The 19,057-nt window shown below is 32.3% G+C and carries 22 protein-coding genes and 2 pseudogenes; 17 read left to right on the top strand and 7 right to left on the bottom strand.

Features of this window, described 5'->3' with window-relative positions; all coding sequences use genetic code 11:
• Positions 1–5: 5 nt before the first annotated feature.
• The gene (locus O3640_RS01210) at positions 6–188 is read right to left on the bottom strand and encodes a hypothetical protein (protein ID WP_000204837.1); all 183 of its coding nucleotides are present in this window, start codon (positions 186–188) and stop codon (positions 6–8) included.
• Between the two features lie 248 nt (positions 189–436).
• Between O3640_RS01210 and O3640_RS01205 the strand changes: the two genes are divergently transcribed.
• Positions 437–730, top strand: a complete 294-nt coding sequence (locus O3640_RS01205; protein ID WP_000910341.1) for a helix-turn-helix transcriptional regulator — start codon at positions 437–439, stop codon at positions 728–730.
• A 153-nt stretch (positions 731–883) separates the two neighbouring features.
• Here the strand turns inward: O3640_RS01205 and O3640_RS01200 are convergent, their stop codons facing one another.
• Positions 884–1,033, bottom strand: a complete 150-nt coding sequence (locus O3640_RS01200; RefSeq protein WP_371586493.1) for a hypothetical protein — start codon at positions 1,031–1,033, stop codon at positions 884–886.
• A gap of 273 nt (positions 1,034–1,306) precedes the next feature.
• Here O3640_RS01200 and merR point away from each other — a divergent pair, with 273 nt between their 5' ends.
• From merR to O3640_RS01185, 3 genes and pseudogenes are all read left to right on the top strand, one after another.
• Positions 1,307–1,699 carry an Hg(II)-responsive transcriptional regulator gene (merR, locus tag O3640_RS01195; RefSeq protein WP_001863748.1) on the top strand — a complete coding sequence of 131 codons (393 nt, stop codon included), beginning with the start codon at positions 1,307–1,309 and terminating at the stop codon, positions 1,697–1,699.
• Positions 1,700–1,727: 28 nt separating this feature from the next.
• Positions 1,728–3,386 carry a mercury(II) reductase gene (gene merA, locus O3640_RS01190; protein WP_080974505.1) on the top strand — a complete coding sequence of 553 codons (1,659 nt, stop codon included), beginning with the start codon at positions 1,728–1,730 and terminating at the stop codon, positions 3,384–3,386.
• Positions 3,387–3,545: 159 nt separating this feature from the next.
• A pseudogene (locus O3640_RS01185) lies at positions 3,546–4,867 on the top strand (ISL3 family transposase).
• A gap of 371 nt (positions 4,868–5,238) precedes the next feature.
• Here O3640_RS01185 and O3640_RS01180 read toward each other — a convergent pair.
• A complete protein-coding gene (locus O3640_RS01180; protein ID WP_125367657.1) occupies positions 5,239–5,682 on the bottom strand; it encodes a hypothetical protein in 444 nt (147 codons plus the stop codon).
• Positions 5,683–5,835: 153 nt separating this feature from the next.
• Here O3640_RS01180 and O3640_RS01175 point away from each other — a divergent pair, with 153 nt between their 5' ends.
• The 8 genes from O3640_RS01175 to O3640_RS01140 all read left to right on the top strand — a co-directional run bounded on the left by O3640_RS01175 (position 5,836) and on the right by O3640_RS01140 (position 11,137).
• Positions 5,836–6,408: a helix-turn-helix transcriptional regulator gene (locus O3640_RS01175; RefSeq protein ID WP_008808384.1), complete on the top strand. Its 573-nt coding sequence runs from the start codon at positions 5,836–5,838 to the stop codon at positions 6,406–6,408.
• 392 nt (positions 6,409–6,800) lie between these two features.
• Positions 6,801–7,658: an ABC transporter ATP-binding protein gene (locus O3640_RS01170; RefSeq protein ID WP_001093359.1), complete on the top strand. Its 858-nt coding sequence runs from the start codon at positions 6,801–6,803 to the stop codon at positions 7,656–7,658.
• Positions 7,639–8,292 (top strand): ABC-2 transporter permease, encoded by a 654-nt coding sequence (locus tag O3640_RS01165; protein ID WP_000677415.1) that lies wholly within the window; start codon positions 7,639–7,641, stop codon positions 8,290–8,292. The genes O3640_RS01170 and O3640_RS01165 overlap by 20 nt, the downstream gene beginning before the upstream one ends.
• A gap of 13 nt (positions 8,293–8,305) precedes the next feature.
• On the top strand, positions 8,306–8,473 hold the full coding sequence (locus O3640_RS01160) for a hypothetical protein (protein WP_020992799.1): 168 nt from the start codon (positions 8,306–8,308) through the stop codon (positions 8,471–8,473).
• A gap of 712 nt (positions 8,474–9,185) precedes the next feature.
• Positions 9,186–9,488, top strand: a complete 303-nt coding sequence (locus O3640_RS01155; RefSeq protein ID WP_004240734.1) for a TMEM175 family protein — start codon at positions 9,186–9,188, stop codon at positions 9,486–9,488.
• Positions 9,413–9,754, top strand: coding sequence for a hypothetical protein (locus O3640_RS01150; RefSeq protein ID WP_268723032.1), 342 nt, complete (start codon positions 9,413–9,415; stop codon positions 9,752–9,754). Before O3640_RS01155 ends, O3640_RS01150 begins: the two co-directional genes overlap by 76 nt.
• A 13-nt stretch (positions 9,755–9,767) precedes the next feature.
• On the top strand, positions 9,768–10,091 hold the full coding sequence (locus O3640_RS01145) for a potassium channel family protein (protein ID WP_001253404.1): 324 nt from the start codon (positions 9,768–9,770) through the stop codon (positions 10,089–10,091).
• Positions 10,088–11,137: a DUF389 domain-containing protein gene (locus tag O3640_RS01140; RefSeq protein ID WP_268723031.1), complete on the top strand. Its 1,050-nt coding sequence runs from the start codon at positions 10,088–10,090 to the stop codon at positions 11,135–11,137. The genes O3640_RS01145 and O3640_RS01140 overlap by 4 nt, the downstream gene beginning before the upstream one ends.
• Before the next feature lie 603 nt (positions 11,138–11,740).
• On the opposite strand, the pseudogene O3640_RS01135 reads toward O3640_RS01140, so the two are convergent.
• Positions 11,741–11,867 (bottom strand): annotated as a pseudogene (locus O3640_RS01135) (site-specific integrase); the annotation flags it as partial.
• Positions 11,868–12,533: 666 nt separating this feature from the next.
• On the opposite strand from O3640_RS01135, the gene O3640_RS01130 reads away from it, so the two are divergent.
• The 4 genes from O3640_RS01130 (at position 12,534) to O3640_RS01115 (ending at position 16,285) form a co-directional block, all read left to right on the top strand.
• On the top strand, positions 12,534–13,268 hold the full coding sequence (locus O3640_RS01130; protein ID WP_268723030.1) for a LytTR family DNA-binding domain-containing protein: 735 nt from the start codon (positions 12,534–12,536) through the stop codon (positions 13,266–13,268).
• Positions 13,269–13,280: 12 nt separating this feature from the next.
• The gene (locus tag O3640_RS01125; protein WP_371586487.1) at positions 13,281–14,618 is read left to right on the top strand and encodes a sensor histidine kinase; all 1,338 of its coding nucleotides are present in this window, start codon (positions 13,281–13,283) and stop codon (positions 14,616–14,618) included.
• A 274-nt stretch (positions 14,619–14,892) separates the two neighbouring features.
• Positions 14,893–15,573: an ATP-binding cassette domain-containing protein gene (locus O3640_RS01120; protein ID WP_008808391.1), complete on the top strand. Its 681-nt coding sequence runs from the start codon at positions 14,893–14,895 to the stop codon at positions 15,571–15,573.
• A complete protein-coding gene (locus tag O3640_RS01115; protein WP_008808392.1) occupies positions 15,566–16,285 on the top strand; it encodes a hypothetical protein in 720 nt (239 codons plus the stop codon). The genes O3640_RS01120 and O3640_RS01115 overlap by 8 nt, the downstream gene beginning before the upstream one ends.
• A 351-nt stretch (positions 16,286–16,636) precedes the next feature.
• Here O3640_RS01115 and O3640_RS01110 read toward each other — a convergent pair whose 3' ends face one another.
• The 3 genes from O3640_RS01110 to O3640_RS01100 form a co-directional block, all read right to left on the bottom strand.
• On the bottom strand, positions 16,637–16,840 hold the full coding sequence (locus O3640_RS01110) for a CsbD family protein (RefSeq protein WP_008808393.1): 204 nt from the start codon (positions 16,838–16,840) through the stop codon (positions 16,637–16,639).
• Positions 16,841–17,021: 181 nt separating this feature from the next.
• Positions 17,022–17,654 carry a DUF421 domain-containing protein gene (locus O3640_RS01105; RefSeq protein ID WP_371586484.1) on the bottom strand — a complete coding sequence of 211 codons (633 nt, stop codon included), beginning with the start codon at positions 17,652–17,654 and terminating at the stop codon, positions 17,022–17,024.
• Positions 17,651–18,103, bottom strand: a complete 453-nt coding sequence (locus O3640_RS01100; protein WP_371586482.1) for a DUF3290 family protein — start codon at positions 18,101–18,103, stop codon at positions 17,651–17,653. Before O3640_RS01100 ends, O3640_RS01105 begins: the two co-directional genes overlap by 4 nt.
• A gap of 288 nt (positions 18,104–18,391) precedes the next feature.
• Between O3640_RS01100 and O3640_RS01095 the strand changes: the two genes are divergently transcribed.
• Entirely contained in the window at positions 18,392–18,940 is a 549-nt protein-coding gene (locus O3640_RS01095) for a DUF6609 family protein (RefSeq protein ID WP_371586480.1), read from the top strand.
• The last annotated feature ends 117 nt before the right edge of the window (positions 18,941–19,057 follow it).

Below are 19,057 nucleotides of genomic sequence, written 5' to 3'. Positions count from 1 at the left end.
TTAAACTACCCAAAATACTTGTCTAGAAAACTCGAGAGCAGTTCAAGTGCTCGAAGTTCAATTTCTTCGTCTCGAATATCGTTAAATACATCATCATTTACTTGAATATATTCTTCTAAACTAGGCGAATAAAAAGAATGAGTATTGTTAATTTTGTTGTTTTGAAATGCCAATTGTGTTGATGTCATAATATCCTCAATCTAGCCATATCTCGCTTTTTATGGACTTTTTATTACCATTTTGGTATAATTGTATTGGTTTTAAACGAAAGCCTCAGAACGCTTTGCAGAGCTTTCTGGGGTGTTTTTGCATACTCATAAAGTTAACTAGTATCACTTATTTTGTATGCTTTGTTTTTATATAACCATTTTGGTTATATAAGTATAATACAACCATTTTGGTTATAAGTCAATAGAAAAACGAAAGGAATTTTAAAATGTTAAAAGACAATATAAAAAAAGCCCGACTAGATGCAGGACTTACTCAATTAGAAGTTGCTGAAAAGTTAGGTGTAGCTCAAGCTCAATATGCTAGGTGGGAAAATGGAGGGAGAAATCCGAAAGATGAAACAGTAGAAAAATTAGCTGAAATCTTTGGTACGTCTCTTGAGATTTTAAAAGGACGTGATGACGGACTAGAAGAAATTGTTAGTTTATTGAGAGAATATGAATTGACAGAAGCAGATAAAAACAAAATTATTAAAACTTTAAAGGATTTATTACATAAATAAATCAAAATAATGTGGTAGTTGGAGAGCACAAAGTGAATAATATCCGGGAGTAAAAAAAGCAAGCTAAAGCATTTATTAAACGCTGGGAAAATAGAGGAAACGAAAGGCAGGATAGTCAATCTTTTTGGTGGTTAAAGATTAACTATCTTTATGCTATTGATTAATATATTTGTCATAGTGCTCTTGGTACTGTGCTTTTATATTATGTTCTCCTAGAATTTCAAATACCTGAAGTGCTTGTTTCATCTTTTCGATTCCGTTCGCAGGATTGCACTTAAATTCAAAGTATCCACATGTATACATGTATATAAGAAGACGGTTTGTTCATAATAGTTTAATTCATTATTTAGTAATTTTTTTGGGTCTTCGGAATATATAGTGGAATTACTTTCTTAATAGTTTAAAAACAACTGGTGTTTAAATCGGATTTTCTGGTGGGATGTTAGGATAATCAATAGTATTATATAAAAGTATCAATCACATACGAGTGATACTTTGGGAAAAAAATAAAATAGTCCAATTTACTTGACCGTGTACTATGGTACATGGTTTATAATATTCAGGGGGTGAAATAAGATGATTTATCGCATTAGTGAGTTTGCAGATAAATGTGGAGTTAATAAAGAAACGATCAGATATTACGAGCGAAAAAATTTATTACAAGAACCTCACCGAACGGAAGCTGGTTATCGGATATATTCATATGATGACGTTAAGCGTGTTGGGTTTATTAAACGAATACAGGAACTTGGTTTCTCTTTAAGCGAGATTTATAAATTACTTGGTGTTGTAGATAAAGATGAAGTTCGTTGTCAAGATATGTTCGAATTTGTTTCTAAAAAACAAAAGGAAGTGCAAAAACAAATAGAGGATTTAAAACGAATTGAAACTATGTTAGACGACTTAAAACAACGATGTCCAGATGAAAAGCAATTACATTCGTGTCCAATAATAGAAACATTAACATGAGAGATTAATTAACGAAAGGAGCTTTTTTATGAATAAATTTAAGGTAAACATTTCAGGAATGACTTGTACGGGTTGTGAAAAACACGTAGAATCAGCACTTGAAAAGATAGGTGCTAAAAATATTGAGTCTAGTTATCGTCGTGGTGAAGCAGTATTTGAACTGTCCGATGATATTGAGGTTGAAAGTGCAATAAAGGCGATTGCTGACGCAAATTATCACCCGGGCGAAGCAGAAGAAATACAAGTGCAATCGGAAAAAAGGACAGATGTAAGTTTAAATGATGAAGGTAACTATGATTATGATTACATCATCATCGGTTCTGGTGGAGCTGCCTTTTCATCTGCCATTGAAGCCGTTACTTTGAACGCAAAAGTGGCTATGATTGAGCGTGGAACGGTGGGTGGAACTTGCGTTAATGTCGGATGCGTTCCTTCTAAGACCTTATTAAGAGCAGGGGAAATCAATCATCTAGCAAAAAATAATCCATTTGTGGGATTACACACTTCGGCTTCAAATGTTGATTTAGCGCCATTAGTAAAACAAAAGAATGATTTAGTAACCGAGATGCGAAATGAAAAATATGTGAATTTAATTGATGATTATGGTTTTGAATTAATAAAAGGTGAAGCAAAATTCGTAAATGAAAATACAGTTGAAGTAAATGGCAATCAAATCACAGCCAAAAGATTTTTAATAGCTACAGGTGCTTCTTCAACTGCACCTAATATTCCCGGATTAGATGAAGTAGATTATTTAACAAGCACTAGCTTATTGGAATTAAAGAAGGTTCCAAATCGTCTTACCGTAATTGGTTCAGGATATATCGGCATGGAATTAGGACAACTATTTCATAACCTCGGGTCAGAAGTCACTTTGATTCAAAGAAGCGAGCGTCTATTAAAAGAATACGATCCTGAAATTTCAGAAGCCATTACTAAGGCCTTAACAGAACAGGGAATTAATTTAGTAACAGGTGCAACCTATGAACGAGTTGAGCAAGATGGAGACATTAAAAAAGTTCATGTTGAGATAAATGGTAAAAAGCGAATTATTGAAGCAGAACAATTGCTAATTGCCACTGGAAGAAAACCAAATACAGAATCATTAAACTTACATGCAGCAGGCGTTGAAGTTGGTTCCCGTGGTGAAATTGTCATTGATGATTATCTTAAAACGACCAATTCCCGAATTTATTCAGCTGGAGATGTCACTCTCGGTCCCCAATTTGTTTATGTAGCTGCTTATGAAGGTGGACTTGCTGCTCGTAATGCAATCGGAGGACTAAATCAAAAGGTCAATTTAGAAGTGGTTCCAGGCGTTACGTTTACTTCTCCATCGATTGCAACGGTTGGTTTAACGGAGCAACAGGCAAAAGAAAAAGGATATGAAGTGAAAACATCGGTATTGCCGTTGGATGCTGTTCCAAGAGCGCTCGTTAATCGGGAAACAACAGGTGTTTTCAAATTAGTGGCAGACGCGAAAACATTGAAAGTGTTAGGGGCGCATGTAGTGGCAGAAAACGCAGGAGACGTAATTTATGCAGCAACATTAGCTGTGAAATTCGGTTTAACTGTTGGAGATCTGAGAGAAACGATGGCTCCATATCTAACAATGGCAGAAGGATTGAAGCTGGCTGCCCTAACTTTTGATAAAGATGTTTCGAAATTATCTTGCTGTGCAGGCTAAGGGAACTTTTTTACAACTCCCTATTCAAGTGAACCAGCTAATGCTTTAAGGGATTTTCTAAGTGCATTTGTGGTCACAAAAATAATTTAACACTGATGATTTCGACATCAAATCTATAATTGATACCTTAACACCGCAGAGTAATAAAGGATGAATAATATGTCAGACTTATTATCCTTACCAGACATTAAAACAATAGAACCGCCACAAGAAAATGAAACCGATATGATGTTTAAAGTTGAAGCAGTCGGACCACCTGAATGTTGTCCTGAATGTGGTTTTGACAAGTTGTACAAACACAGTTCAAGAAATCAACTAATTATGGATTTGCCCATTCGTTTAAAGCGAGTGGGCTTACAATTGAACCGTAGACGATACAAGTGTCGTGAATGCGGATCTACCTTCTGGGAACGCCTAATATCTGTAGATGAAAAGCGTAGTATGACCAAAAGGCTTTTAAAGTCCATTCAAGAGCAATCCATGTCTAAGACCTTTGTAGAAGTCGCAGAAAGCGTTGGTGTTGACGAAAAAACCATTAGGAACGTTTTTAAGGACTATGTGGCACTCAAAGAACGTGAATACCAGTTTGAAACTCCTAAGTGGCTTGGGATAGACGAGATACATATTATCCGTAGACCTCGGCTTGTATTGACTAATATTGAACGCAGGACTATTTATGACATCAAGCCTAACCGTAACAAGGAAACAGTCATCCAACGTCTTTCAGAAATCAGTGACAGGACTTACATTGAGTACGTCACAATGGATATGTGGAAGCCCTACAAAGACGCAGTGAACACTATCCTTCCACACGCTAAAGTTGTCGTAGATAAGTTTCATGTAGTTAGAATGGCTAATCAAGCCTTAGATAACGTCAGAAAGTCTTTGAAAGCCCATATGAGCCAAAAAGAAAGACGTACCTTATGCGTGAAAGGTTTATCCTTCTAAAGCGTAAACACGATCTAAATGAACGTGAATCATTCCTCTTAGATACTTGGTTAGGTAATCTTCCTGATTTAAAAGAAGCCTATGAACTCAAAGAAGAGTTTTACTGGATATGGGATACTCCTGATCCAGATGAAGGTCATCTTCGTTATAGTCAATGGAGACACCGTTGTATGTCCAGCAACTCTAAAGACGCATATAAAGACCTCGTGAGAGCCGTAGACAACTGGCATGTTGAAATATTCAACTACTTTGATAAAAGGCTCACTAATGCTTATACGGAGTCAATTAACAGCATTATTAGGCAGGTAGAGCGAATGGGTAGAGGTTACTCGTTTGATGCCTTACGAGCCAAAATCCTTTTCAATGAGAAGCTCCATAAAAAGCGTAAGCCACGATTTAATTCAAGTGCTTTCAATAAAGCTATGTTATACGATACTTTCAATTGGTATGAAGTGAATGATCACGACATTACAGACAACTTAGGTGTCGATTTTTCCACACTTATTAAGAATTTGGAGAAGGGTGATTTATAAGCCCTTTTCCACCATAAAATCCGAATACCCTAATTATTAAGGAAGATTAGTAGAAAAATTATCATTATCTAAATAGAATCATATCATCTAGAAAATTTGATACTTGACTTTTGGTATAAATCATATTAAAAATAATTCCAAATTTGTTGGTAGCTTTTTGGTAGCTAAACAGACAAATTTTATAATGTTTATCAAAATGAACATAAAGAGAATGTTGATTTGTCAGCATTCTTTTTTATTTCAAATGTATTCTCGGAATTAGAAACGGGGCACTAATTTTTGGGGAAGATTGCCCGTCCAAGCACGGGCACGCCATTATGGGCTACCGTGTTTCTACACACTCACCCATGGCGTTGTGCTTCTAGCCGTGCTCACTTCCCAAATAATTTTTTCCTCTTTGATTTCTCTAAAACTTCAATCTGTTTTCTTAACTGCTCTATACGAATAGCTAATACCTGTTCCTGTTGTGTTAAGTCTGTTACTTTTTGACTTAACCCTTTTAATTGAACAGTTAAACGATTGACTTTTTGGTTAATAGATAAGGGAGAGGCTCTACTCGGTGCATAGGCTTTTAAGATTGCTTTATCAAGCCCAAGGTTTCCTTTGGTATCTGCAATTTGTTGGAGTTTTTCAATATCATCATCTGTAAAGAGATAGATTTTACTGTAAGAACGTTTACCAGTTCGGACTCGACTTTCTTCAAAGGTAGTCCCTGTGAGTTGTTCAATCTTTAAACGCCATTTTTTTAGTGTAGAGATAGAGTTCAATCCCTTAACAAGTTCAATTATTTGGGTATAACCATAAAACTGTGTCATTTTTGTCTCCTCTCATTTACTTTTATGGTAAAATATTATATAATCAAGAGGTAAATAATTATTTTACCTTGAATTATCTTTATTATACAAAACAAAATTTTACCTGTCAACCCAAAAAGTAAAAATATATTTTACCTAGAAAGTGAGATACTAATGGCTCCTTTATATAATTATACGACTGTTCTACGAGCTGGAGAATTAGATATTAAGTCAGCTCGCTTAAAAGCAGGAATGACTCAAAAAGAATTGGCTAAGATTATTGGTGTCACAAAACAAACGATTATTAACTACGAAAAAGGCACTACCGACCCAAGCTGGGAACGCCTTGAAGATATAGCTAAAGCTTTAAAAGTTGATGTGGATGCGCTTTTTCCTTACAATGAGTTTGGAGAGATGAAAGGGGATGTGAAATGGGCAGACCATTTGGAGCGCTTAGCTAATGATTGGCATTATGCTCGTATGGCAGAAGAAGAGTTACTGTTAGAAAATCTTTTTGAGTATGCTCAATTTCAACGAGAAGTGGAACAGAAAACTTATACAAAAGAACAACTGAATCAAGAGTTAGGACTTGAAAATAATAACATGTCTGACGAAGATAAAATAGAACTCATTCAACTTAAGTATGAAAAGGATATTCAAAGGAAAACGGAAAATTTAATTTCTTTGTATAAGGAACAATCGGATAAAGAAATTGATGTAATTCGATTTGAGCATACAAATTTATAAAGTAATTAACTTTGTAAAACATGAAATTACTTGAAAGAGTTAAGTGAAGCCTGATATACATGAGAATTTAAGTTTTTAGTTTTATATCAATAGCTAAAAAATAGGGAGACATAACTATGATTTTAAAAATACATTGTATTTTATTTATCTATTATCTTATTCAATAACAGGTGCTATCTCTGTGATAACAAGTCTATTTATCACAATAACAAATTTATTTACTTTACTAATGAGTTTAGGTAATTATGTTTTAGTAGCTTTATTATTATTTATTGAATTAAAAAAGGCCAATGTATCTAAAAAAGTTAATACTCTATTGACGTTGGTAATTCTAATTGGAAATAGCTTAACGGTTGTGTATATGCTATTGCAATCTTAGCGAGGTGTAAAAAATGAATACAAAACCAGTATTAGAAGTGCTAAACTTAAGCAAGCGGTATACAGATTTTCAACTACAAATCAATAATTTAAAAATCCAAGAAGGAAGTATTGTTGGATTGATTGGTGAAAATGGTTCAGGAAAATCAACTTTTCTGAATTTGTTGTTAAATCAAATAAAAAGTGACTCATGTAATATGAAAATTTTAGGTTTGGATTCTGATAAAGATGAATATCAAATAAAACTTAACCTAGGAGTGATTTTAGAACAAAATTATTTTCCAAATTCGTTTTCAATTCAACAAATTGAAAAAATGCTAAAAATGATTTATCCAAGTTGGGATAAAGAACTTTATTACAGCTTAATTGATAAATTTGCCTTACCTATTAACAAAGCTATTGGAGATTTTTCAAGGGGAATGGTTGTAAAACTAAACTTTGCTGCCACATTATCCCATCATCCTAAACTTTTGATTGCTGACGAAGCAACAAGCGGGCTTGACCCTATTGTAAGAAAAGAGATTTTAACTATACTAAAAAAATATGTAGATAATAATAGAATGACTGTACTATTGTCTTCGCATATTTTAAGTGATTTGGAACAAGTCGCTGATTATTTTATTTTTATTGAAAATGGGAAAATTCTACTAAAGGGCGAGAGGAGTGAGTTACTTAACCATTACGCTATTAAAACCGAAATAGCACATTTGCCATTGAAAAACATCAAATATAAGTTGTCTCAAGATAACATTATTCAATATTTAGTTGACGTATCACAAAATGAAGTTGATAGTGAAGACTATGCTACATTAGAAGAAATATTATTATTTCTAGCAAAGGGAGTGAGGATAGATGAAGGGACTACTCTATAAAGATTTTCAACTTATTCTGAATAAAGTAAGTGTGACGAATAGATTGTTAATTGTCTGTGCGTTATTGTTAATAACAATTTTTGGTAGAGAGTCTGGAGCAATTTTTTTATCAATAATGGGACCAATTGGCTTGGCATCTATACCAACCAGTCTATTAGTTTCTGACTATGAAAGTGGTTGGAACAGGTTTGTTGGTGTTTTCCCAATTTCCAAAAAAACGATAGTTCTAGCTAGGTACATTTTTTGTATCTCTCTAATAATATTTGTTAGTTTTATAACTCTGATTTTGAGTCTTATAACCGCTCTAATTTTTCAACAATTCAGTATACAAATACATATATTCATATCAATAGCTGGCTTATTGATTGGCATTATGTATGTAGTATTCTTACTTCCGTCGGTTTATGCCTTTGGTACATTTGGAAGCACAGTCGTAAATATACTGGTTTTGGTATTCATTATGGGAGCAGTTTACATTTTGCAGAAAACAGCTTTTGGTCTAGTATTTATTTCTTGGATTAGCAATACTAATGCTATTCTACTAATAATTGCAAGCTGTATCTTAATTATGACAATAACGGTTGTTTCTATGATAATATCAACCAAAATATACTCTAGTACATTTAATAGATAGGAGTTTAATTGTTATGAGTAAAAAAATATATCATCAAGTAGCTGTTGCTTTAGCAATAATTTCAATTATATTGGCAGTTGGATTGCTAATTTGGGGAGAAAGAGGTACAATCTTTTTTGCAATTATCCCTCTTTTAATTGCAGGATTGGTAGAACGAATGGGAAAGCAAGGGGAGGAATAGGAATAGATTTCCATCATAGTTAGTTTTTAGAATAATAGAAAAGACGCTTGTTTTATACTCAAGTGTCTTTCTCATTTGTTTTCTATACGAAAAAATAAAGGGAGTATTCTACAAAAAAACATAATAAAAATTAGATTATTCAATGGTGTGAATTTTAGATATTAGTTAGCTCAATTCAGTGATTTTTAGGTTAAAATTCACACCATTCAAGTACAATTACTTGAAATTAGATAAAATAATTTATATTGCAAACTCGTGAAAACGCTGATTTTAAAGGCTTTTGAATTTTATCAAAACATATTTTTTTCAAACCAGGCTTGAAAAAAGCTCGTAAAGCATCACAATTTAGTAAACGTTAAAACTTATTTAAACTTATTGAAAGCATTTCGTATCAAAAATACGGGATGCTTTTTCTGTTCACCCCAAATTTTTGTAACTAGGTGATACTTGAAATTAATACAAATTTGGTTGTTTTTGATAAATCTAAGCAACACTAAATGATGAAGTGAAAGGGGATGAATCTTTGATAGTATTCATTTATTGTGAAATATGATATATTTATTAATTAGATGGATGAATACTTCTAGAGTTAAATATAGCATAATAGGGACAGACTTTTTGGTTTATTTTTGTTTGTAGTCGGATTATGAAAGAATATCCAATATTATGCGATAAGATAGAATGTTACAAAAAAGAAAGGGGATGCAATCCGATGAAGAAAGACAGATTAATTGTATTGACAGATGCTGTTCTAGCAATTATTATGACCATCTTGATTTTAGAGTTAGAAAAACCAACAACACCAAGTCTTGAAGCTTTTTGGGATTTACGGCAAAATTTCTTTGCTTGTTTTCTTTCCTTTTTCTGGTTGGGATCGTTATGGATGGCACTAAACACATTATGGGAAAAGGTTGAGAAAATTTCCTCAGAAATTATTTGGTGGAATTTGTTTCTACTCTTGGAGCGGCAGGAGTTCTCTTTGGAGAATTTCATGCCATCCAAGATACCAGTCTGAATGATGTGGTGGACCGGATCTATATAAATGTCAAGGATTTACCGTTTCAGTCCTTGGGAGCTTTAGCTAATATCCTGTCTGATGTTAAGAAGGGACTGATTCAAGACAGTCATATCTGGTCTTTCTTCCAGTCATTTTTCAAACAATATCAGTTGATAATCAGCTTAAATCAGATCTATCAGTTTGTCTATCTTTCTCTGATGGAGATCATGTCCTATCTTCACTTTGATTATTGGAAAAAACGGCTCAGTCAGGAGCTAGTATGAATAAGGAGAACAAATGAGACGTTTAAAAATGTTATGGCATATTATACAGGTTACGGGTTTTACTCGGTTTGCTCTGAGTTTTGTGACCTTTGTTTTTGGGTCAGGAGGCGTGCTTTTCCTAGTTGAACCTGCTATCACAAATTACGGAGACGGTCTTTGGTATGCTTTTGTGACTTCGACGACTGTCGGCTACGGGGATCTCCTAGCTGTGACCTTGATTGGAAGGATTACCAGTGTCTTCTTGACGATTTATGGGCTCATATTTTTTGGCTGTTTATCAGCTGTTATTATTAATTATTATACCGATTTAAATAAGGAAAGAGGAGAGGACAAATGACTGCCAATTATTCAACACGGGAATACCGTGAGAAATTATACGATGACCTTCATGTTCGATTGAGAGATACAGCGATTTTGATGTGTGCAATTTTTATTGCCTCTATCGGTCTAAATATGAATTCAACAGCTGTTATTATTGGAGCCATGTTAATTTCACCTCTCATGACACCGATTGTTGGACTGGGATTCGGTTTAGCTATTTTTGATACGCGTTTAATCAAGCAATCTCTAGAGGTTTTATTGACTCAAGTGTTGGTCAGTTTGCTTGTCTCGACTCTGTATTTCTGGATTTCTCCCTTGTCTTATGCAAGTAGCGAGTTGATCGCACGAACCTCTCCAACCATTTGGGATGTTCTCATTGCTATTGCTGGTGGGATTGCTGGTGTGATCGGTTCAAGGAAAAAAGAAGCAAACAATATCGTGCCAGGAGTAGCCATTGCTACAGCTTTGATGCCGCCTATCTGTACTGCTGGCTATGGTTTAGCTAATGGGAATGTACGATTTTTATTGGGGGCTCTCTATCTTTTCTTGATCAACTGTGTCTTTATCATGCTAGCCAACATTGTTGGAACAAGAATTTTGATGAGAAAATCTCCTTTAACTTCATTTAAAGAGCTGAGCATTAAAATGAGAATTGGCTTGATTTCTTTGATTGTATTGTTGATTCTTCCAGCTAGCTATTCGGCAGTTACTCTGACAATAGAACAAGCGCGCAAAGAAGGGATCAAACAGTTTGTAGGAAAAGAGTTCGCCAATTATATGGTTATTAATCAAGTCTACAAGTCAAGTAACAATGAATTGGTCTTGACGGTTGTTGGAGATCCGATTTCAGAAGAAGAATTAGAAACACTCCACCAAAAACAAGCCTCTTACGGTATTCAATCTGTTCAATTGAAAGTGAATCAAGTTCAGAACTCGCCAACATTAGATAGTGAAGCGACCAAGGAATTTTATGAAAACATTGACAAGTATATTGATCAAAAACTCTCTGAAAAAGATTCACAAAACGATCTCGTAAAAGAAAATGAAGCAGACAAGGATTGAGGACAATGAACTGAATCGGTTTTTACGCCGTGTTTTTCTTGTATCTTCCTCTTTCTTACTTATAGCAGGTTGTTTTTGCTTGAATAAGAAATAAATTAGAAGTTCTATCATCTAAGAAAAATGATGAAAAAAATCATTTAACTAATGGTGTGAACGTTTAGTGTTTATCAGCTCCATTCTCTGTAATTTTGGGGGTAAAATCCACACCATTTAGATAAAATTAGTTGAATTTGATTGGAAAAACGCTTTTATAAAAGCGGAGAAAAGTCTTGATATTACGCTGTTTTTAGTCCAACTGAAATTCATACTTTCCAAACCAGGTCTTAAGAAAGCTCGTAAAGCATCACAATTTAGTAAGCGTTAATTCGAAAGAATTACTATACTTACAAAGAGCACCTTTCGAGGTGCTCTTTTTGTTCTTTCATGTTAAATTGTGGCAGTTGACGTAGTTGTTGTGGCTTTAGTCGCTTACAAATGTGGCTGCAAACTGACAGAGTCAGTTGCCTCAAAACGTTAATCAATACGATTATATCAACGTTTACAGACATTCAAGAGAACTATCTTGGATGTCTTTTTTGTTTAAAAATCAAGAATTTCCCTGAGTCATTTTTTGAGATTCCTAAAAGCAATTTCACCGACTGTCTGATTAACGGTATCAGCTGTATTTACATTTACATACATGTTTATCGCTATGGGTTAGCGCTTCAGAAATTTTCTCAAGCGAAACTCCAGTTCAGGGTATCTTCGTCAGACTGGTTCGATACTATAATTTACGTAGTTCCTAATTACCTTGAAATTCTAACTAAATGGTTAAACCATTATGTATAATAAAAGACTCCATTTATCAGATGAAATCTTAATTAATGGAGTCAAATTTTTCTTATTTTGATGTTACTTATAAGCTTTTAGTTGTGAATTTTAACCACTCAGTTAGGTATTCGTTAATTTCTTTCATTAACACATCTAGATCTTCTGTTAAATCAATTGCACCATATAATTCTAAATGGTTAGAAAAGAGTTTCTCGTACTTTATTTTCTTGGTAAGAAGAATGATTGATTTATAATCAGTGGTGTTAGTGTTCTTTATACTGCCTATTTTAGTATTCACTGTATTTTGGGAGAGAATTATGATAAAATATAAGCTATTATTTGTATCCTTAAATACTTTAATAGCTTTTTTGTTAGGCAATATTTGATATTTTAATGAATAATTTTTACATAATTTGTTGATTTTAATTATCAATTTGATTATTTTTAGACAGAAAATATTTTTTGCCTCTCATTCTGTTGTTTTACAATTATGATAAAATAAATTAAAAATGAAATATCGTTTTGTCATAATTGGCCAGAAAATTGTCATAATATAACTACCCATATATAGTTAGAGGGAATAGAGATGCTAAACATTTATGTTTTGGAAGACGAAATGCTACAACAGTCTCGCATGGAGACTATTATTTATAAGGTGCTAAAAGATGAAAATTTAAAAATTAATAAGTTTGAGATTTTTGGAAAGCCATCTCAATTATTAGCAGAGATAACTGAGAGAGGGGATCATCAGTTATTTTTTTTAGATATTGAGATCAAGGATGAAGAAAAAAAGGGATTAGAGCTTGCTTATCAAATTAGAAAACTCGATCCCAATGCAACTATTGTCTTTGTGACTACCCATTCTGAGTTTATGCCATTAACATTTAGATATAAAGTTAGTGCTTTGGATTTTATTGATAAGGCACTTGGTGATCTTCATTTTTATGAAAGAGTAAAATCAGCGATTGAATATACATTGGAAAAAAATGGAAGTACTGTTGCTCATGATTCTTTTAAATTCGAAACATCACTATCTCGTGTCCAAGTTCCATTTAATAAAATTCTTTATTTCGAAACATCGCCTACTGTGCATAAGGTTATTATGCATACGGTAGATGAAAGATTAGAATTTTATGCTGGAATTTCTGAGATCGAAAAAACGGATAATAGGTTATATAGATGTCACAAGTCATTTGTCGTAAATCCTGAAAATATTAGTAAGATTGATAAGGAAAATAAGCTAATTCTATTTGAAAATGGAGAAAGTTGCCTAGTTTCTAAGACTAAATTAAAGAAACTCAAGGAAAGGTTAGATTTTTAAAAGGTTTTAACTTTGTATATCAATAATTTTTTGCTTGAAGAAATAACGTTTGTTGTTCATACTATCGTAGTTTTAATGCTATATCAACAAATTACAGGGGACAAGGTACGTTTTTATCTTTATTTTCTATTACCAATCATTTTTAGAGTATTATTTTATATTGTTCCACCAATAGGATATTTTTCTTCATTATTATTTTGGTTATTTTACTCATTGTATAAAAATAAATTTAGTAATCGAACATTAGCTGTATTTTTTGGTCTATATCCAGTAGTTGTCGAAAGTTTATTTAGTAGGGTTATTGCATTTGATTTATTACCGATGTTTGGTGTATCAATAAATATTACAAATAAATTTCCGGTATTATCACTATTAATTGAACTATTAATATTTCCAACATTTTATTATTTGACCAAAACTATCCAGATCGACTTTAAAAATTTGCAAATTGGGTTTTCTAAAAATCAATTAAAATATTATTTGTTAACATTTGATATTTCAATGGCATTTTATTTTATATTGCTTCAAATTTTTTCTATTTTTACAGACGTGATTCCAAATGCACTTAAATTAAGAGAGAATTTAGTAGGGATATACGTTATTTACTTTCTGATTATGCTAATTTTTTTGCATTCTAAGATCACTGATGAGATTGATAGAGAGTTGAAAGAGCAGAAAGATAACCAACTTCAGAACTTAGAAAAATATAGTAGTCACATTGAATCTTTATATGAGGAGATACGATTATTTAGACATGACTATATAAACATTATTACAAGTATAAAATCAGGTATTGAGTTAAACGATATAGCATCTATTCAGAATGTATATGATACAGTTTTATCAAAAACCGTAAAAGATTTTTCGGATAGAAAATACGATATTGCTAATCTTTCCAAAATTGAAAACACTGCCCTAAAAAGTGTCTTATCAGCAAAATTACTTGAGGCTTATAATAAGGGGGTTGAAATTGCTATAGAGGTGGATGGTAGGCAAGATTTATATTCATTTGAATTGCTAGATTTTATTACAATTATTTCAATTCTTTTAGATAATGCCATAGAAGCAACATTATTATCAAAAGATCCGGAAATTAACATTGCTATTTTTTCTCATAATGATAGATTTTATTTTATAGTTGAAAATAAGACAAAGGAGGAAAGTGTAAATACGAATAATATTTTTAAAAATGGTTTTTCAACAAAAGGTGAAGAACGAGGGATAGGGTTATATAAAGTGACACAAATTTTAGATAAGTATCCTAGTGCATCTATTAGAACTCAAAGTTTTTCATATGTGTTTAGACAGACAATAGAAATACAAAAAAACTACAGATTTAGTTATCTGTAGTTCTTTTATATTTTTTAGTGACTTCCAAAGATTTTCCACCAATTCATGAGCTACACCTCTTTTTTATTTGCTAAAAGTATAAAGTCGGTAATGAAGGAAGCGATTGGATTGTTTTTGAGGAGCCAAACCCTAATTTCGATGAAGATTACCTAACTGAATATATTATTGAAAGTAATAATACTGTTTCTGATAAAGTAGGGTCCGATTCTGATAATTGATAAAAATTAATGTTGAATAATGTTATCTTATAGTCATCAAAACAAAGGAGATAGTCATGTTTTCATTGCATAATATTAAGAAAAAATTTGGATCAAAGAATGTGCTTAAGGATATCTCGTTTACTATTAAGGAAGGCGATAAGATAGCTTTGCTTGGATGTAACGGGGCAGGGAAATCCACTTTATTTAAAATTATTGCTGGACAAGTAAAGAGCGATAGTGGACTTATAAAAACTCAATTGGATTTTAAAAATGATATTGGAATGATGCCTCAAGATGATCTTTTGATTAAAGATTTGACAGTAAAAGAACTAGTTTTGCTTAAAGCATATATGAACAAACTAAAGGACTTTGAAGTTGAATCAATGCTTTCTAAGGTAGAACTATCAGATAAGAAAAAAGACCTAGTAGGTGATTTATCGGGGGGGCAACAGAGAAGATTGTCCTTATTATTATCATTATTAAATAACCCTAGATTACTTTTTTTAGATGAACCAACAACTGGTATGGATTTGGCTTCTATAGATAATTTTTGGGAATTATTAAAAGATAGTAGTTGTACATCTGTAATTGTAACTCATGATTTCAATCAGATTGACCAGTTTTTTTCAAGGGTGTTGATTTTAAAAAATGGATATATTTTAGCGGATGAATCTGTCGCTGAAATTCATAAGACAGGAAAAACAATTGAACAATATTATCGAGATTTGAGTAATTTGGAGGAAAAACATGATTAGTCTTATTCAATTTAAACAAGTATTGAGAAATAAACGTTTTATTCTTTTTACTTTATTTATTCCAGTTACATGGTATATGATTTTGAATAATCTTCAAGGGGATATGATGCCAAATATCTTATTGAGTATTGCGGTATTTATCGGTGTAATTGGGAACAGTTTGGCGACATTTAGTAAAAGGATTTCTTCGGAAATAGAGTTTTATAAATTAGAATCAAGTTTTTCAAATTATAGCATAGTTAATTATCTTTTGAGTCAAAGTTTAGTTCAGGTCTTGTTGAACGGATTGATTTTTGCGGTAGTAACTTTAGTTGCAACCATATTTTTTAGATTGCCATTTAGCAATTTGTTAATCTATCAGTTTATTTTATTAATGTTTATGGGAATGTACTTTAGTTTTATTGGTTTTGTAATTGGAGTTCGTGTTGATTCTAAAGTTATTGATACTATTAGCTTTCCTATTATTGTACTTGCTTCAATTACCATTATTCCTTTCTCTCACCTAGCTGTCGAAAGTGATTTTGTAAACACAGTAAGTACAATTCAAAAGATATTTCCAGGATATTATTATAGTCAGATAGTTAATTCTTTAGTAACGTCAAAAGAAATTCAAATTACGGATGTATTGCTATTTGTACTCACAATTGTTATTAATTTACTGCCATTATATTTATTAATACCAGATAAAAAATCTCTGAAAATGAATAAATAAATTTTAAATAGATGACAATCGTATTTATAGTTTTAGATTGTTAATTTCTGAATTGGTCTTTAAAATTACTTTTGGGAGATCAGTTTCATCATAACGGACAACTAATTTTTGAACAATCTAGTGTATGAGTTTTACAATCAGCTATATTTGCTCAATGTTGTTTGATTGGATGGCAACCACAGCACTCAAAACGTTAAAATTTATTTACGTATATTCCAAGCATCTCCTTATTGGGATGCTTTTCTTATATTCTAAAATCAAATGCCTTAGCAATACTTAAAAACACCCTCATCCATAGTTTTACTAAAACTGTAGGATAAGAGTGTTTTTTATAAGAACGACAGACGATGATTATTTATCGTCTTTTTTGATAATGTTTTTAACGCCTTCGATAGCCCCTTCAACTGCACCTTTAGCATCTTCTGCAACTTCTTTTGCTTTTGAAGCAACTTTTTCAGCAACGCCTTCAGCTTGTGTTTTTGTATCGCCAGTTAATTTACCGACTCCTTCTTTAACAGAACCTTTGGCTTGGTTAAATTTTTCTTCTAATGACATAGTGTCACCTCCATTAAGTGAATGATTTGTTTCTCTGAATTCAATACAGTTGATTTTAAAAATTAAATATATTCATCTCAGATTATTACGAGTATATTCTTTTTAAAATGATAAGTCAAATTATTGCTACGGTATTCTGAAAGCAGGAACGAGTCATTATTAGACAGCAAATAATGATGGGTTAATAGGTCACCACATTGATTTCGCCTTTGTCATATTCTGCAATGAAGATATCTGATACATCGTCAAATCCTTCTTTTTTGAGTTCATCCATTAACCATTCTTCAGTTTTACCAATAGTCTCTAAAATTTCAATCTGAACAACACCATCTGTAATGATTGGGTATTTGGGATTTTCATCTCCCATTCGAACGATTATGAGTTGGCCATTTTGTTCGATGACGGCTCTTTTGACTTCTTTCAATTGGAAGACCCCTTGAGAGCGCAACTTAAGAGCGACGTCAGAAGCAGAAAGGCCTTTTGAGCGACAAGCTTCTGGATCTAATTTTCCGTTTTTTATGATAATAGTTGGTTTTCCATCAATCAGATGTTTGATGAAGTAAACATTGGTATTAAGCCATTTGAGTGACAGAATCAAAATCGTCCAGATGATGAGGATGACGACATATTGAAGGATGGTAATCGAGCTATTGTAGATGACCCCGCCGATAATACCCCCGAGAACAAAGTTCTGTATTTGGTCTACTGCAGAACTTGGCGCTAAATTTCCTTTTCCTGTTACGTTAATAACAAAAACAAGAGAAAGAAGCCCCCAGGCCAATTTAATTGCAATTGTAGCAAAAAAGCTTATCATTTTTCAACCTCCACCAGTTCTACATCTGTTTTATATAAGTCCATTTTTTCAAGTAAATAGCTATCTTGGTCAGTCCCGCTAATGCCGCGATAAAAATTGTCGCCAACCTTAATAATAGCTCCATCAGTAGTAGCTGAAGTATTGACATAAATATCTTTTTTATCAACACCTAACTCTTTTGATACAATCTCGATGAAGTGTAAGGAACTACGAAATTGATTATCATTGGATTGATTGTTTTGGAAATTACTAATGCTAATCAATACAAAAGCAATTAACGTCAAAATAGAAATGAGCGATAATTCACGGAACTTACTCCCTCTTTTATCTTTGAAAGCCTTAAATGCAAAGAATCCAGTCACAATCACTAAGAATGTCGACACAATAATCATGGTCCAATTCTGTTGACTAATCTGACTGAGAACATAGTCATATGAATAGAATTTCATAAACATCACTCCTAATTTTGAATTCAAACTATTATAAAACAATTTGTTGCTTCTATCAATATATTTATTTGAAAAAGTAACTTGCTTCATCAAGGGATTGTATTACTTTTCGAAATTCATCTTCTGTCCAAAAATCAACATGATTTTTATGATTGAAATATTGGTGTTTTGAATTGTTAATTGTTACGATGTCATAATACCCTCACTCTATCACAAAAATTTTTAAATAAATAATAATCTAGTGGTATAATAAGAGAAATAATTTATTTGAGGTTGCTGGGGGTATTTATGGCTTTTTTAAATTACAATAAAGATGAAAAGTTAGAATTTAATTATAAGAGAGCATGTGGACTATGGTTAATTGTAGTAGCAGTGATTATTTCAGTAGCTACCTTAACAGGAGGAAAACAAATAATAAATATGCCAGTGTTTAGTATTGGGTATGTTATTAGTTTTATCTCAATCAATATGAATAAAAAAGTATTGAATAGATTATCCAACGGTTATTCAAATACATTTCAAAATAAAGTATCTTTATATGCTATTTTTTTACTATTTATTTTAATGTTTTTACTAGGTGGTCCTTTTTTTGCGACTGAAAATTGGAGATTAATTTGGTTGGGTGCATTAATGGCAACCGCACTACATTTTTTTCCCTATTATTTTGTACATGGAAAATCAATGATATTTTTAGGTCTTATTTGTGTCATTAATATCTCTGTAGGATATATTTTTACGGATATTCCATTAGAGGTGATCGCATATATTGACTCAGCAATTAAGTTTGTATTTGGAATATATTTACTATTTTTTTCAAAGCCATCAAAACAGAGCTAAGGCATAGTTCATAGTGTACTGTTGCAAAATTATTTGAGATATATGAAGAATTAGCAAAATAATAGGGGTACTATTTTGGGTAAACATCAGAAAATATGGATGTAGATAATGATGGGA

It is taken from the genome of Streptococcus sp. 27098_8_75 (genome assembly GCF_041432475.1).
GTDB lineage: Bacteria > Bacillota > Bacilli > Lactobacillales > Streptococcaceae > Streptococcus > Streptococcus gordonii.
Note: the sequence above shows the minus strand (reverse complement) of the source record. Positions and strands in the feature narration are given on the sequence as shown.

Bases quoted from the DNA above. Each gene is read 5' to 3' on its own strand.
- merR (WP_001863748.1), top strand. From the start codon at position 1,307: ATGATTTATCGCATTAGTGAGTTTGCAGATAAATGTGGAGTTAATAAA.
- O3640_RS01105 (WP_371586484.1), bottom strand. From the start codon at position 17,654: ATGATAAGCTTTTTTGCTACAATTGCAATTAAATTGGCCTGGGGGCTT.
- O3640_RS01160 (WP_020992799.1), top strand. From the start codon at position 8,306: ATGAGTAAAAAAATATATCATCAAGTAGCTGTTGCTTTAGCAATAATT.
- O3640_RS01140 (WP_268723031.1), top strand. From the start codon at position 10,088: ATGACTGCCAATTATTCAACACGGGAATACCGTGAGAAATTATACGAT.
- O3640_RS01115 (WP_008808392.1), top strand. From the start codon at position 15,566: ATGATTAGTCTTATTCAATTTAAACAAGTATTGAGAAATAAACGTTTT.
- O3640_RS01110 (WP_008808393.1), bottom strand. From the start codon at position 16,840: ATGTCATTAGAAGAAAAATTTAACCAAGCCAAAGGTTCTGTTAAAGAA.
- O3640_RS01100 (WP_371586482.1), bottom strand. From the start codon at position 18,103: ATGAAATTCTATTCATATGACTATGTTCTCAGTCAGATTAGTCAACAG.
- O3640_RS01130 (WP_268723030.1), top strand. From the start codon at position 12,534: ATGCTAAACATTTATGTTTTGGAAGACGAAATGCTACAACAGTCTCGC.
- O3640_RS01120 (WP_008808391.1), top strand. From the start codon at position 14,893: ATGTTTTCATTGCATAATATTAAGAAAAAATTTGGATCAAAGAATGTG.
- O3640_RS01145 (WP_001253404.1), top strand. From the start codon at position 9,768: ATGAGACGTTTAAAAATGTTATGGCATATTATACAGGTTACGGGTTTT.
- O3640_RS01180 (WP_125367657.1), bottom strand. From the start codon at position 5,682: ATGACACAGTTTTATGGTTATACCCAAATAATTGAACTTGTTAAGGGA.
- O3640_RS01095 (WP_371586480.1), top strand. From the start codon at position 18,392: ATGGCTTTTTTAAATTACAATAAAGATGAAAAGTTAGAATTTAATTAT.
- O3640_RS01205 (WP_000910341.1), top strand. From the start codon at position 437: ATGTTAAAAGACAATATAAAAAAAGCCCGACTAGATGCAGGACTTACT.
- O3640_RS01210 (WP_000204837.1), bottom strand. From the start codon at position 188: ATGACATCAACACAATTGGCATTTCAAAACAACAAAATTAACAATACT.
- O3640_RS01200 (WP_371586493.1), bottom strand. From the start codon at position 1,033: ATGTATACATGTGGATACTTTGAATTTAAGTGCAATCCTGCGAACGGA.
- O3640_RS01175 (WP_008808384.1), top strand. From the start codon at position 5,836: ATGGCTCCTTTATATAATTATACGACTGTTCTACGAGCTGGAGAATTA.
- O3640_RS01155 (WP_004240734.1), top strand. From the start codon at position 9,186: ATGAAGAAAGACAGATTAATTGTATTGACAGATGCTGTTCTAGCAATT.
- O3640_RS01165 (WP_000677415.1), top strand. From the start codon at position 7,639: ATGAAGGGACTACTCTATAAAGATTTTCAACTTATTCTGAATAAAGTA.
- merA (WP_080974505.1), top strand. From the start codon at position 1,728: ATGAATAAATTTAAGGTAAACATTTCAGGAATGACTTGTACGGGTTGT.
- O3640_RS01170 (WP_001093359.1), top strand. From the start codon at position 6,801: ATGAATACAAAACCAGTATTAGAAGTGCTAAACTTAAGCAAGCGGTAT.